Consider the following 13,447-nt stretch of genomic DNA (forward strand, 5'->3'; position numbering starts at 1 on the left):
CGTGCGCGCATATCTGTTCATCGTCTTCGTCTCGGCGATCGTCTCCTATCTCGTCACCCCGATGGTCAGGCGGGTCGCCGAACGCGGGCAGATCTTCGCGGCGCTGCGCGCCCGCGACGTCCACTCCGTGCCGACGCCCAGACTGGGCGGGGTGGCGATCTTCTGCGGTGTGATGGTGGGCCTGCTGATGGCCAGCTGCACGCCCTTCCTGGAGGACCTGTTCGAAGCTCCGGGGCCCGTTATCGGTGTCGCCGGCGCGGCAGCACTGTTGTGCCTGTTGGGCGTCATCGACGACATCTGGGACCTGCACTGGTTGACCAAACTGGCCGGTCAGACCATTGCCGCGGGCTTTATGGCGCTCAATGGGGTGGCACTGCTGTCCATTCCCTTCAACTCGGTGATCATCGGGTCGAGCAGGATGTCCCTGGTGCTGACCGTGCTCGTGGTCCTTGTGACGATCAACGCGGTGAACTTCGTCGACGGGCTCGATGGACTGGCCGCCGGGGTGGTGACGATCGGCGGTTCGGCATTCTTCGTGTACTCGTACATGCTGGCCAGGGCCACGGCGGTGGACAGCTACGCCAACCTCGCCTCGCTCATCATCTCCGTGCTGATCGGCGCGTGCATCGGCTTCCTTCCCCACAACTTCAATCCCTCGCGAATCTTCATGGGGGACTCTGGCTCGATGCTCATCGGCCTGTTGCTCGCGGCTTCGACGATCAGGGTCACCGGGCAGGTGGACCCTGCCGCGCTGGCCAGTACCAGGGCGCTGCCGACCTATCTGCCGATCCTGCTTCCGTTGGCGGTGATGGCGCTGCCGCTGATCGATCTGCTGTTGGCGGTGGTGCGCCGGATGGCGGCGGGCAAGTCACCATTCACCGCCGACGCCAAACATCTGCACCACAGAATGCTGCGATTGGGGCACAGCCATGCCCATGCCGTGCTCATCATGTACCTGTGGACCGCCGTGGTTGCCTATGGTTGTGTCGCCTTCCTGCTGTTCGACGTACGATACGTGGTCGCCGGACTGGTGATAGCCCTGTTGGCGACGCTGCTGTTGACCTTCTACCCGTTATTGCGGCGCAGGCGCGTGGCACGCGCCCTGGCCCGAAAGGACTCCTGAGAATGCCGAAGAACGAAACCGAAGTCCAGTCACGCTGGCGTGCGGTGCTGCGTACCCTGGTGTTGCGCGCCGTCCTCATCGAGGTCGTCGTGGCCGTGGTCTCACTGGCCCTGGGCGGCCTGTTCGCCGGATCCCGTGGATTGGCCGGAGCCGGGATCGGCGCGGGAATCGCCGCAGTGTTCCTGCTGCTCAGCGTCGTCATCATGTACTTCGGACGTGACCTGGACGTGGGCATCCTGGGTGGCCTGCTGGGTCTGGCCTTCATCGTCAAGGCGTTCATCCTGATGATCATGATCTGGGCGATCAAGGACGCACAGTGGCTGTCCGGGCCCGTCGCCTTCTTCACCATCATCGCCGCGGTCCTGCTGACCACCGTGTTGGAAGTCCTCACCATGCTCAAGGCCCGTGTTCCCTATGTCGATCCCGAGGCGGGGCGGGACGCCCACTGAGAGCAGGGTCACCTCATCCAAGTGTTGAGAAGAAGTTGTGAACTCAACACGTAAATTGGTAGAGTTTCTACGGTGTGTAGCGGAGATCCGCATACGCACCAGCCATACCACCTCCCGCGGGCGACCGCGGTCGGGTGCCACCAAGGCCCGCCACGTCGAAGTCGACGGGCCTGATACCGGGAGATTAACCGTAAAGTGGATTTGTCGATCGCGAGCAATATGACAGTTCTGGCGGAGTTCCATGCGCCGGCCATCAGTGAGTTCTTCCCCGGCGGCGTACTGTTCACCGGTACCCCCTTCGAGCTCAACCGCGTCGGTCTGGTCCGTTTGGTCGGTGCCATCGCCATCGGGCTGTTGCTGTTCCTGGGCACGCGCAAGATGAAGCTGGTCCCCGGACGCTTCCAGTCCTGCATGGAAATGCTCTGGGACTTCGTGCGCGTCGGTATCGCGCAGGACACGATGGGCAAGAAGAACGGGGAGAAGTTCCTTCCCGTCATCGCCACCATCTTCTTCATGGTCCTCGGGCTGAACGTCACCGGCTTCATTCCGTTCCTCAACATCTCCGGCGCCTCGGTCATCGGCGTGCCGCTGGTGCTGGCCCTGGTCGTGTACTTCACCTACCACATCGCAGGTATCCAGGCGAAGGGCCTGGGCGGCTATCTGAAGGACTCCCTGATCCTGCCAGGTGTGCCGTGGCCGCTGCACGTGCTGATGATCCCGATCGAGTTCCTCACCAAGTTCGTCATCCAGCCCTTCACGCTGACGCTGCGACTGCTGTGCAACATGATCGTCGGCCACCTGCTGTTGGTGCTGTGCTTCTCGGCGACCTGGTTCTTCTTCTTCGACGCCTCGATGGGCTTCAAGGTCTTCGGCGTCGTCACCATCCTGGGCGGATTCTTCGTCACCCTCCTCGAAATTCTGATCGCGGTCCTGCAGGCGTACATCTTCGCCCTGCTCGCCGCCGTCTACATCAACCAGGCCATCTCCGACGAGCACTGACCCCGCGGGTCCATGCGACCCCGGTCAGCCGTCGGACAAGGTCCGGCCCATAGATCTGTAACGCTCGACGTTACTCGCTCCGGTAAGCCTCCGGAGTCCAAACCGAAAGGAAACATCCAACGTGGATATTCTCGCTGAAGCAGCAGTGAACGGTTCGCTTTCGACCGTTGGCTACGGCCTCGCGGCCATCGGCCCCGGCATCGGTGTCGGCCTCGTCATCGGTAAGACCATCGAGGGCACCGCCCGCCAGCCCGAAATGGCCGGCCAGCTGCGCGGCCTCATGTTCATCGGTATCGCCCTGATTGAAGCCCTGGCTCTGATCGGCATCGCCACCCCCTTCTTCCTGCCGTAATAAGAGTTAGGACAAACCGTAAATGACTCCGATGATTTTGGCCGCGGAAGAAGCGCAGAACCCGCTGATTCCCGCCGTCTACGACATCGTCTGGAGTGCGGTAATCTTCATCGTCCTTTTCTTGATCGTGTGGAAGTTCGTCATTCCCTCGTTCAAGAAGACCCTGGACGAACGCGCAGCGCGCATTCAGGGTGGAATTGAAAAGGCGGAGAAGGTTCAGGCAGAGGCCGATGCCGCTCTCCAGGAGTACCAGCAGCAGCTCAACGAAGGACGGGCCGAAGCCGCGCGACTGCGCGAAGAGGCCCGCGCCGACGGTGAGAAGATCCGTGCGGAACTCAAGGACCGCGCGAGCGCGGAAGCCGATCGTATCACCGAGAACGCCAAGGCCCAGATCGAGGCCGAGCGTCAGGCCGCACTGGTTTCACTCCGCAGTGAGGTCGGCACTCTGGCCACGGATCTCGCCAGCAAGATCGTCGGCGAGTCCTTGGCAGACGATGCCAAGTCGGCTGCCGTCGTCGATCGTTTCATCGCCGATCTGGATGCCCAGACTCCGGCGAAGGTCTCCGGTGATGAGTGATGTTGCAGTCAAGCAGGAACTCTCTGACCACGGCGCTTGAGCAGGCCTCGGCCCGGATCGAAGCGGGCGACCCCGCAGCTCTGGGCCAGGATCTGCTGGGCATTGTGGGCGTGCTGGCGGAGAACTACGCGCTGCGTCGTTCTCTGGCCGACGCCGCGCTGACGGTGGACGCGAAGAACGGTCTGTTGGACTCGTTGTTCTCCTCCGTTGTCACGGCAGACGCGCTTGGCCTGGCGAAGCAGATCGTTGCACTGCGCTGGGTGCGCGCGCAGGACCTGCTGACCGGTTTGGAACAGTCCGGTATCACGTGCCTGGCCGCCTCGGCGCAGGCACGGGGTGCGCTGGGTACCGTGGAAGAAGAGGTCTTCCGCTTCACCCGGCTGCTCGCCGCGGACCACGACCTGGATCGCGCGGTGGAATCGACCGCGGGGCTCGACGCCAAGTTCGGCCTGTTGGATGCCCTGCTGGCCGGCAAGGTGGCCCCCGAGTCGCTGAGCCTGGTCAAGCAGGCGGTGGCCCACCCGCGCGGCAAACGCGTGGTGGAGGTCCTCGAATCGTACAGTGCGGTGCTGGCGGCCCGACAGGCCCGTTCGGTCGCCGATGTCACCGTTGCCAAACCGCTGGACGCGGGCCAGGCCGAGAAGCTTGCCGCGGCACTGGGCAAGTCCTACGGTCGTGAACTCGCACTCAACGTCAAGGTCGATCCGACCGTGGTCGGCGGCGTGCGGGTCCAGGTGGGCGACGAGGTCATCAGCTCGACGATCCAGGACCGCTTGGCCGAACTGAAACGCCGTCTGGCCAGCTGATACCGCACGTAATAGACGCTGATCCGCGGCCGCGCGTACGGTCGCACGCAACACACGTAAAGGAAGCAGGGAAACCGCAATGGCGGAACTGACAATTCGCCCGGAGGAGATCCGGGACGCCCTGGGCAAGTTCGTGGACACGTACTCGCCGCAGGCCGCAGACAAGACAGAGGTCGGCAAGGTCGTCACCGCCGGTGACGGTATTGCCACCGTTTCCGGTCTGCCCGGCGCAATGGCCAATGAGCTGCTGCGCTTCCAGGACGGGACGCTGGGTCTGGCCCAGAACCTCGACGAACGCGAGATCGGCGTCGTCGTGCTGGGTGAGTTCTCGACGATCGCGGAGGAGCAAGAAGTCTACCGTACCGGGGAAGTGCTCTCCGTGCCGGTCGGCGACAACTTCCTGGGCCGCGTCGTGGACCCGCTGGGCGCCCCGATCGACGGACTCGGCGAGATCGTCGCCGAGGGACATCGCGAGCTGGAGCTGCAGGCTCCCAACGTGATGAGCCGTAAAGAGGTCAAGGAACCGCTGCAGACGGGTCTGAAGGCCATCGACGCGATGATTCCGATCGGCCGTGGTCAGCGTCAGCTGATCATCGGCGACCGCAAGACGGGTAAGACCGCCATCGCGCTCGACACGATCATCAACCAGAAGGCCAACTGGGAGTCGGGCGATCCGAAGAAGCAGGTCCGCTGCATCTACGTCGCCTGTGGTCAGAAGGGCTCGACGATCGCCTCCGTGAAGCGCGACCTCGAAGAGGCCGGCGCAATGGAGTACACGACCATCGTCGCCTCCCCGGCCTCCGACCCCGCCGGTTTCAAGTACCTGGCGCCCTACGCGGGCTCCGCGATCGGCCAGCACTGGATGTACGAGGGCAAGCACGTCCTCATCGTCTTCGACGATCTGTCCAAGCAGGCCGAGGCCTACCGCGCCATTTCACTGCTGCTGCGTCGCCCGCCGGGCCGTGAGGCGTACCCCGGCGACGTCTTCTACCTGCACTCCCGCCTGCTGGAACGTTGCGCGAAGCTGTCGGACGAACTGGGTGGCGGTTCGATGACCGGTCTGCCGATCATCGAGACGAAGGCGAACGACGTGGGTGCGTTCATCCCCACCAACGTCATCTCCATCACCGACGGCCAGATCTTCCTGCAGTCGGACCTGTTCAACGCCAACCAGCGTCCTGCGGTCGACGTGGGCGTCTCGGTTTCGCGTGTTGGCGGTTCGGCCCAGACCAAGCCGCTGCGCGGTGTGTCCGGCACGCTGAAGATCTCGCTGGCCCAGTACCGTTCGCTCGAGGCCTTCGCGATGTTCGCATCCGATCTGGACCCGGCGACCAAGCAGCAGCTGGAACGCGGTGCCCGTCTGATGGAACTGCTCAAGCAGGGTCAGTTCACCCCGATGCCCGCCGAGAAGCAGACCGTGTCCGTGTGGGCCGGTTCGGAAGGCTACCTGGATGACGTGGCGGTCGACGACGTGCTGCGCTTCGAGGCGGAATTCCATGCCTACCTGGAGCGCAAGACGGATCTGCTGGAGACCATCCGCGATCTCAAGGACAAGCTGTCCGGTGATCTGATCGACCAGCTCAAGACCGCGGTGACGGACTTCAAGAAGGAGTTCCAGGCCGGATCCTCCACTGGCGTCCAAGCCGGAACCGAGGCGCACGACGCCGCGGATTCGGACGAGGTCGTACAGGAGAAGATCGTCAAGCAGCGCTGAGCGCTGCCCGACGACGCTTAAGGAAAGGAATACTCCATGGGTGCTCAGCAGAGGGTCTTCAAAGCGAAGATCAGCTCCACATCGTCCTTGCGGAAGATCTTCAAGGCGATGGAGCTCATTGCTGCGTCCCGGATCCAGAAGGCGATCGCGCGGGTCAAGGGCTCAACGCCCTACGCACAGGCCCTGACCCGCGCGGTGTCGGCGGTTGCGACCCTGTCGAATGTCGACCACGTGTTGACGACGGAACGCGAAGATGTCCGTAGCGCGGCTGTCGTCGTCATGGGTCCCGACCGTGGTTTCGCCGGCGCCTACTCCTCGAATGTGATCAAGCAGGCCGAGGAACTCGTCGAGTTGCTGCAGGCCGAGGGGAAGCAGGTCAAGCTGTACACCGTCGGCCGGAAGCCGGAGACCTACTATACGTTCCGCGACCGTGCCATCGAGCGCTCGTGGACCGGGATCTCCGAAACCCCGACCTACGAGGACGCCCGCGAGATCGGCCAGACGCTGCTCGGTTCTTTCGAAGCAGGCAGCGCCGGCGGCGGCGTCGATGAGCTCTACCTGGTCTTCACCCGCTTCAAGTCGAGCGTGGCCTACGACCCGGAATACCTGCGGCTGCTGCCGCTGGAGGTCGTGGACGCCCCCGAGGCTCCGGGCAATCAGGCACCGGCGGCCGGCGGCGAGGTGTTCCCCCTCTACGAATTCGAGCCGAGTTCGGAGGCCGTGCTGGACGCACTGCTGCCGAAGTACATCGAATCGCGTATTCTGGCCGCACTGCTCAACGCCTCGGCGAGCGAGCAGGCTGCGCGTCAGCAGGCCATGAACACCGCCGTGGACAATGCGGATGAGCTGATCAAGACGTACACCCGACTGGCCAACAACGCGCGTCAGGCGGAAATCACGGCGGAGATCTCCGAGATCGTGGGCGGTGCCGATGCGCTGGCCTCGTCCGGGGTCGCCGACTGAGTGAGCTTGTAACAGAGAGCAGAAAAGAAAGTAGACATGACTGCCACAACTTCGGAAACCCCCCAGGTCCAAGGGACCATTGGTCGGATCTCCCGTGTTATCGGCCCGGTCGTTGATATCGAGTTCCCGCTCGACGCGGTTCCCTCGATCTACAACGCCCTGACCACGCACGTGGACCTGGCCGAGGGCACGCGTAAGATCACCTTCGAGGTGGAACTGCAGCTGGGCAACGGCATCGTCCGTGCCATCTCCCTGCAGCCGACCGACGGCCTCGTCCGCGGCCAGGAGGTCGTCGACTCCGGTGCACCCATCTCGGTGCCGGTCGGCGATGTCACCAAGGGCAAGGTCTTCAACGTCACCGGTGACGTGCTCAACGATTCGATGATCGACGAACCGTACGAGATCACCGAGCGTTGGTCCATCCACCGCGAGGCGCCCAACTTCGACCAGCTGGAGTCGAAGACCCAGATGTTCGAAACGGGCATCAAGGTCATCGACCTGCTGACACCGTACGTGCAGGGCGGCAAGATCGGCCTGTTCGGCGGCGCCGGCGTCGGCAAGACCGTGCTGATCCAGGAAATGATCACCCGTGTGGCCCAGGACCACGGCGGTGTCTCCGTCTTCGCCGGCGTCGGCGAGCGGACCCGTGAGGGCAACGACTTGATCATGGAAATGGACGAGTCGGGCGTGCTGGACAAGACCGCACTGGTCTTCGGCCAGATGGATGAACCGCCGGGCACCCGTCTGCGCATCGCCCTGACCGGTCTGACCATGGCGGAGTACTTCCGCGATGTCCAGAACCAGGACGTGTTGTTGTTCATCGACAACATCTTCCGGTTCACCCAGGCCGGCTCCGAGGTTTCGACGCTGCTGGGCCGGATGCCCTCGGCCGTGGGCTACCAGCCGACGCTGGCCGATGAGATGGGCGTTCTGCAGGAGCGGATCACGTCGACGCGTGGTCACTCGATCACCTCGATGCAGGCGATCTACGTTCCCGCCGACGACTACACCGACCCGGCTCCGGCGACGACCTTCGCCCACCTGGACGCGACGACCGAGCTCAACCGCGATATCGCATCGCGTGGTCTGTACCCGGCCGTGGACCCGCTGACGTCGACCTCGCGCATCCTCGATCCGCTGTACGTGGGCCAGGCCCACTACGACTGCGCGGTCAGGGTCAAGCAGATCCTGCAGAAGAACAAGGAACTGCAGGACATCATCGCGATCCTCGGTGTCGACGAACTGTCCGAAGAGGACAAAGTCACCGTGCACCGTGCCCGTCGCATCGAGCAGTTCCTGTCGCAGAACACCTACACCGCTCTCCAGTTCACCGGCGTCGAGGGCTCGACGGTTTCCATCAAGGACACCATCGACGGCTTCAACGGCATCTGCAACGGCGATTACGACCACATTCCGGAACAGTGCTTCTTCAATGTCGGTCCGATCGAAGACGTTCTGCGCAACTACGACGAGCTGCAGAAGGAGAACTGATCCATGGCTCTCAACGTCACCGTGGCCGCAGCACACGCCGCCGTTTGGTCGGGCGAAGCGACCCGGGTGTCGGCGAAGACCGTGGACGGTTCGATCGGCATCCTGTCGGGGCACGAGCCCGTGCTGGGCGTTCTGGCCCCCGGCGAGGTCACGATCACCACTCCGTCCGGCGATGTGGTGAAGGTCCATTCGGACGGAGGCTTTCTGTCCGTCAACCGTGACGATGTCACGGTGGCCGCGGACTCCGCCGAGCTGATCAAATAAGAAGAGCGCGCGACGTGAACCCTACGTACCTACTGATTATTCTGCTCTCGTTGGTAGGGCTGGTAGCGGTCTACGTCGCCGTTCTCATTTCCCGGCGCCGGGCCCTCTCACGAAGGCCTGGCGCTGTGGAATGCACCATGCACGTGGGCGCGGAGAAATCCCGCCCACGTTGGCGTTTGGGCTTCGCCGTACTCGGCGTCGAGTCCTTTCAGTGGTTCCCACTGTTCGGGCTGTACACCAAGCCCGCTCTGACCCTGCCGCGCGCTGATATCGAGATCGCCGCGCGCCGCGCGCCCGAGCCGACGGAGGAGCCGAGCCTGCAGCCCGGGGCAATCGTGGTCGATATCGTCTCCGGTGGTTTCGCCGGAGCGCCCCGCACGTTTTCCTGCGCAATCGCCGGCGAACCACTGGCGGCGTTCTCCTCGTGGCTGGAATCCGCGCCACCTGGACTCAATCATTCGATGGGACGGTTTACTTAAATGGAGGTCCTCCGGTTGACGGGGCCCTGCCGGCTGAACGGCGTGGTCGAGGTCCGCGGTGCGAAGAACAGCGTGCTCAAGCTGATGGCCGCCACCCTGCTGGCCCCCGGCCGCTCGACCATCGTCAACGTCCCGGCGATTCTGGACGTGACAATCATGGTCCGTTTGCTCGAGCGCCTGGGCTGCACGATCGACTACGATGCGCAGGCCGGTGAGGTCTCCATCGACGTCCCCGCGGCACCTGGGATCAGGGCGGACTACGAATTGGTCCGTGCGATGCGCGCCTCGATCTCCGTGCTGGGCCCCCTGGTGGGCCGGATGGGGCAGGCCCAGGTCGCCCTGCCCGGCGGCGACGCGATCGGTTCGCGCGGGCTCGATCTGCATGAAGCGGGCCTGAAGGAGATGGGCGCCGAGGTCCACCTGGATCACGGCTACTTCGTCGCGGCAGCACCCCATGGCCTGCACGGTACGCACTTTCACCTTGATTTCCCCTCGGTCGGAGCAACGGAGAACCTGGTGATGGCGGCGGTGCTGGCCGATGGCACCACCGTGCTGGACAATGCGGCCAAAGAACCCGAAATCGTCGATATCTGCACGATGCTCGTCGAAATGGGTGCGGATATCCGGGGGATCGGCACTTCCCAGCTGACCATCTCAGGGGTCTCCGAACTGCACCCGGTGACCCATCGTTGTGTGGGGGACCGCATCGTGGCGGGTTCGTGGGCCTTCGCCGCCGTTATCACCGGTGGTTCGATCGAGGTCCATGGCGCTGGTACCGAACTGCTGCCGCATGTCTTCGAGAAACTCGAAACTGCCGGTGCCGTGGTCGAACGGGTCGAGGCCGTGGGCGGTGGCTTCCGGGTCACCGGACCGACGCGCCCGCACAGTGTGCGCATCTCCACCCTGCCCTATCCTGGATTCCCCACCGACCTTCAACCCTTCGCGATCGCGCTGAACGCGGTCGCCGATGGTGAGGGATACGTCACCGAGAACCTGTTCGAGGCACGCTGGCGGTTCGTCAACGAGCTGGCCCGGCTGGGCGCACAGGTATCCGTCGACGGTAATCATGCGCTCATCACGGGGGTTCCCGAACTCTCCGGTGCCGAGGTGGAGGCCTCGGACATTCGGGCCGGTGCGGCATTGGCGATTGCCGGCCTGGCCGCCACCGGGGTATCGGAGATCTCCGGGGTCAGCCATATCGACCGCGGCTATGAGTTCTTCGTGGACAAGCTCAAATCCTTGGGTGCCGACATCGAGCGCATCGAGCGTGCGACCGTACTCGACATCGACTGAGCCGAGCACGGTCTGACCCCGGCCGGGGAGAGCCCAGGTGGGGGCGTGGGCCCGGCTCCTCAGAAGAGACGGGTCTCCGGGTCGTCCATCCCACGCAGCGCATCGTAGTCCAGCACCACGCACCGGATGCCCCGGTCCTCGGCCAGTGTGCGGGCCTGCGGTTTGATTTCCTGCGCAGCGAAGACGCCGGCGACCGGCGCCAGGAGCGGATCGCGGTTCATCAGTTCCAGGTAGCGCGTCAGTTGTTCGACCCCGTCGATTTCGCCCCGGCGCTTGATCTCCACCGCCACTGCGCCGCCTGCGGAGTCCCTGGCCAGGATGTCGACGGGTCCGATCGCCGTCATGTACTCGCGGCGCACGGTTGCGAAACCGGTGCCGAGCGTTTCGATGTGCTCGGCCAGCAATTCCTGCAGATGGGCCTCGACGCCGTCCTTGATCAAACCCGGATCCACCCCGAGATCGTAACTGGTGTCCGTATGGACGGCGAAGATCGTGATGACCAGTCTGTCACCGGTCTTCTTGTGCTCGACCTGCCAGATCTCCTGTGCGCCGGCGGCGGCCTGTTCCGCGTCTGGTTCGCTGACCCGCACGGTTGCCGGCGGGCTCATCCAGTTCAGCGGCTTGTACGAGCCGCCGTCGGAGTGAACCAGGACCGAACCATCGGCCTTAAGCATGAGGACTCGATCCGCGGCGGGGAGATGGGCGGCCAGACGGCCGGAATAATCAACTGAGCACTTCGCTACAACCAAACGCACGGCAGACCACTCTACCGCATGACAAAATAGGGGACATGCCTCGATCCTCGAACTCGCGTAGAAAGAACAAATGGCAAAGGGAGACCCATGAACTGGGTATCTCACTCAATTCGATCCGTCATGTGGTCGAGGGCCCCGACGGCGAATGGGTGGTCCAGTCGGTACGGGGGAACTCATCGGGGAAGGTCTACACCTGCCCCGGGTGCAATCAGGACTTGCCGGCGGGTACACCCCACACGGTGGCCTGGCGTTCCGAGGACGAATTCGGCGTGGGAGTCGGGCTGGCCCACCGCAGGCACTGGCACACCTCGTGCTTCAACGCCCGCCACCGTAGGCGGTGACGGGCGTTGAAGCCGGAACCGGGTTCGGAGAGCCCGGACCTCAGCGGTTCCGATTGTTGTTCCGGGGCAACGACTCGGTGGGTGCGTCGGTTTGCTCCTGGGGCTTCGTCTGGGGCTGTTTGGCCTCGGTATCGGCGGAAGGCGCCGCGTCCTTGGCGCTACCGCCGTCGGACTGCAGACGCCCCTTCGCCTTGACTCCGCCGGTGCCCCGGGCAGGCGACGGGGTATTGGGAGCGTCCTTGGGGCGTGCCGCAGCGCCCTTGGGCGCTTCCTGTGCCTTGAGCTGATCGAGTTCCTCACCCGAGGCGATGCGCTCGGTCGGGAAGGCCGCGGCCTTGACCTGATCGGACTTGTCCTCGGCCAGGTCGATATCGTCGAACAGCCCGGGGGCTGCGAACATGGAGCGCAACTGCTCGAGCTGTGCTGTGATGGTGCGCCGCTGTTTGGTCAACAGATCGACCTGGGCCTGGGCGGCCGAGACATTGCGCTTGGCCTCCGCCGAGGACTCCTCAATGGTCGCCTCGGCAGTGGCGCGGGCCTCGGAGATGAGCTCCTGGGAGCGCTTCTTCCCATCGGCGATGATCTGGTCGGCCTTGTCCAGCGCCTCCTTGCGGATGGCCTCGGCCCTGGCGGCGGCCTGCGTGGCGGCCTCGTCCGCTTCGGCGGCACGCGCCTTGGCCTCGTTCGTCAGCCGGTCGTTGTCCTGTGCCGCCTTGGCGAAGCGGGCCTGTTCGTCCTTTTCGTGCGCCTGGCGCCGGTTGGCCAGCTCGACGTCCAGTGCGTCGGCGCGCTGCTGGGCTTCCTCGGCCGTCTTCTCTGCTCGAGTGGTGAGTTCTTTCGCCTTGGCCTCGGCCTGTTCGGTGACCTTCCTGGCAGCGGCCTCGGCTTCGGACCTGACTTTCTGGGACTCCTCGGCGGCGGAGGTGCGCAACTGCTGGGCCTCCGTCTTGGCCGTGGTGCGCAGATCGGCGACTTCCTTCTGGGCGTCCGCCCTGGTCGTGGACAGCTCCCGTTTGAGCGCCTCACGGGACTGCGAGGCCTCCTGCTCGACCTCGCTGCGCAGCTGTGCCGCCTTGCGCTGTGCCGCGGCCACCAGTTCCTCCGCCTTCGTCTGCGCGGCGGTTGTGGTCTCCTTGGCGCGCAGTTCGGCGGCCTGTTTGATCGCTTCGGCTTCGTTGCGCGCCGAATTCAGGGTGTCATTGGACTCCGTGCGCATCCGCGCGCGCGAACTGGCGGCGTCCGCGCGGGCCTTGTTGCGGATCGTCTCCGCATCCGCAGTGGCCTGGGCGAGGGTCTCCCTCGCCTGCGACTCAGCGATCTTGAGCAGATGGTCGATCCGGCTGCCGGGTGCACCCTGCGACTCCGGGGAGGACTCCGCGGCCTTCTTCAGCTGGGCCTTGGCCTCCGAGAGTTCCCCTGCGATCTGGAGCTTGGCGCGATCGGCCGTGATGACCTGGCTGCGCGCATCCGTCAGCGCCTTGCGCAGGGAGTCGATCTCACCGCGCAATTGCGCGATGCGGGAATCGACCTCGTTCTTCTCATAACCGCGCATCGACGTGCGGAACTCTTCGGGGGGTGTCACGTTCGCTCCTAGTGTGTCTGGGCCTGGCTTCGCCGTTAACTCTAGTGAGTGAAGTTGAGGATTGCTGGGACCTCCATCATTCGTCGGGTCGTGTCCCACGGAGGTGGGGGAGGGCGCCGGGATGGTGGAAGTGCATTAAGCTGGGCGAGCGCGGTCACACGGTCCGTGAGTGCCACCCGAACCCGGCCGGCATGCTCGTTCGATCGCGCCGAAATGCATTGACAACGTCGTTGACCGCAGCCGGTCCGCGACCGGAGAA

At 64.4% G+C, this 13,447-nt stretch carries 15 protein-coding genes; 13 read left to right on the forward strand and 2 right to left on the reverse strand.

The genetic code is table 11. From position 1 onward, the window contains the following. Position 1 precedes the first annotated feature (1 nt). The 12 genes from NQ034_RS04435 (at position 2) to murA (ending at position 10,510) form a co-directional block, all read left to right on the forward strand. Positions 2-1,123, forward strand: a complete 1,122-nt coding sequence (locus NQ034_RS04435) for an MraY family glycosyltransferase (protein ID WP_257047238.1) — start codon at positions 2-4, stop codon at positions 1,121-1,123. Between the two features lie 2 nt (positions 1,124-1,125). Next, positions 1,126-1,572 carry a Cg1360 family ATP-synthase-associated protein gene (locus NQ034_RS04440; RefSeq protein WP_257047239.1) on the forward strand — a complete coding sequence of 149 codons (447 nt, stop codon included), beginning with the start codon at positions 1,126-1,128 and terminating at the stop codon, positions 1,570-1,572. Between the two features lie 195 nt (positions 1,573-1,767). Beyond that, positions 1,768-2,571 carry a F0F1 ATP synthase subunit A gene (gene atpB, locus NQ034_RS04445; RefSeq protein ID WP_257047240.1) on the forward strand — a complete coding sequence of 268 codons (804 nt, stop codon included), beginning with the start codon at positions 1,768-1,770 and terminating at the stop codon, positions 2,569-2,571. Between the two features lie 121 nt (positions 2,572-2,692). After that, entirely contained in the window at positions 2,693-2,923 is a 231-nt protein-coding gene (gene atpE / locus NQ034_RS04450) for a F0F1 ATP synthase subunit C (RefSeq protein WP_257047241.1), read from the forward strand. Between the two features lie 22 nt (positions 2,924-2,945). After that, positions 2,946-3,500, forward strand: coding sequence for a F0F1 ATP synthase subunit B (locus NQ034_RS04455; protein ID WP_257047242.1), 555 nt, complete (start codon positions 2,946-2,948; stop codon positions 3,498-3,500). Beyond that, positions 3,500-4,306, forward strand: coding sequence for a F0F1 ATP synthase subunit delta (locus NQ034_RS04460; RefSeq protein ID WP_257047243.1), 807 nt, complete (start codon positions 3,500-3,502; stop codon positions 4,304-4,306). Before NQ034_RS04455 ends, NQ034_RS04460 begins: the two co-directional genes overlap by 1 nt. 79 nt (positions 4,307-4,385) lie before the next feature. Continuing rightward, a complete protein-coding gene (gene atpA / locus NQ034_RS04465; RefSeq protein ID WP_257047244.1) occupies positions 4,386-6,020 on the forward strand; it encodes a F0F1 ATP synthase subunit alpha in 1,635 nt (544 codons plus the stop codon). Between the two features lie 36 nt (positions 6,021-6,056). Beyond that, positions 6,057-6,983 carry a F0F1 ATP synthase subunit gamma gene (locus NQ034_RS04470; RefSeq protein WP_257047245.1) on the forward strand — a complete coding sequence of 309 codons (927 nt, stop codon included), beginning with the start codon at positions 6,057-6,059 and terminating at the stop codon, positions 6,981-6,983. Positions 6,984-7,019: 36 nt separating this feature from the next. After that, a complete protein-coding gene (gene atpD / locus NQ034_RS04475) occupies positions 7,020-8,474 on the forward strand; it encodes a F0F1 ATP synthase subunit beta (protein ID WP_257047246.1) in 1,455 nt (484 codons plus the stop codon). 3 nt (positions 8,475-8,477) lie between these two features. After that, on the forward strand, positions 8,478-8,738 hold the full coding sequence (locus NQ034_RS04480; protein WP_257047247.1) for a F0F1 ATP synthase subunit epsilon: 261 nt from the start codon (positions 8,478-8,480) through the stop codon (positions 8,736-8,738). A gap of 14 nt (positions 8,739-8,752) precedes the next feature. After that, positions 8,753-9,217, forward strand: coding sequence for a DUF2550 domain-containing protein (locus NQ034_RS04485; protein WP_257047248.1), 465 nt, complete (start codon positions 8,753-8,755; stop codon positions 9,215-9,217). After that, positions 9,218-10,510, forward strand: a complete 1,293-nt coding sequence (gene murA / locus NQ034_RS04490) for a UDP-N-acetylglucosamine 1-carboxyvinyltransferase (RefSeq protein ID WP_257047249.1) — start codon at positions 9,218-9,220, stop codon at positions 10,508-10,510. It begins immediately after the preceding gene. Positions 10,511-10,569: 59 nt separating this feature from the next. Here murA and nucS read toward each other — a convergent pair whose 3' ends face one another. Next, positions 10,570-11,265 carry an endonuclease NucS gene (nucS, locus tag NQ034_RS04495; protein WP_257047250.1) on the reverse strand — a complete coding sequence of 232 codons (696 nt, stop codon included), beginning with the start codon at positions 11,263-11,265 and terminating at the stop codon, positions 10,570-10,572. Between the two features lie 35 nt (positions 11,266-11,300). On the opposite strand from nucS, the gene NQ034_RS04500 reads away from it, so the two are divergent. Further along, complete coding sequence (locus tag NQ034_RS04500; protein ID WP_257047251.1) at positions 11,301-11,606, forward strand: Rv1322 family protein; 306 nt, start codon at positions 11,301-11,303, stop codon at positions 11,604-11,606. A gap of 40 nt (positions 11,607-11,646) precedes the next feature. On the opposite strand, the gene NQ034_RS04505 is transcribed toward NQ034_RS04500, so the two are convergent. Further along, a complete protein-coding gene (locus tag NQ034_RS04505) occupies positions 11,647-13,188 on the reverse strand; it encodes a coiled-coil domain-containing protein (RefSeq protein ID WP_257047252.1) in 1,542 nt (513 codons plus the stop codon). Positions 13,189-13,447 lie beyond the last annotated feature (259 nt).

It is taken from the genome of Brevibacterium moorei (genome assembly GCF_024580735.1).
GTDB classification, from domain to species: domain Bacteria; phylum Actinomycetota; class Actinomycetes; order Actinomycetales; family Brevibacteriaceae; genus Brevibacterium; species Brevibacterium moorei.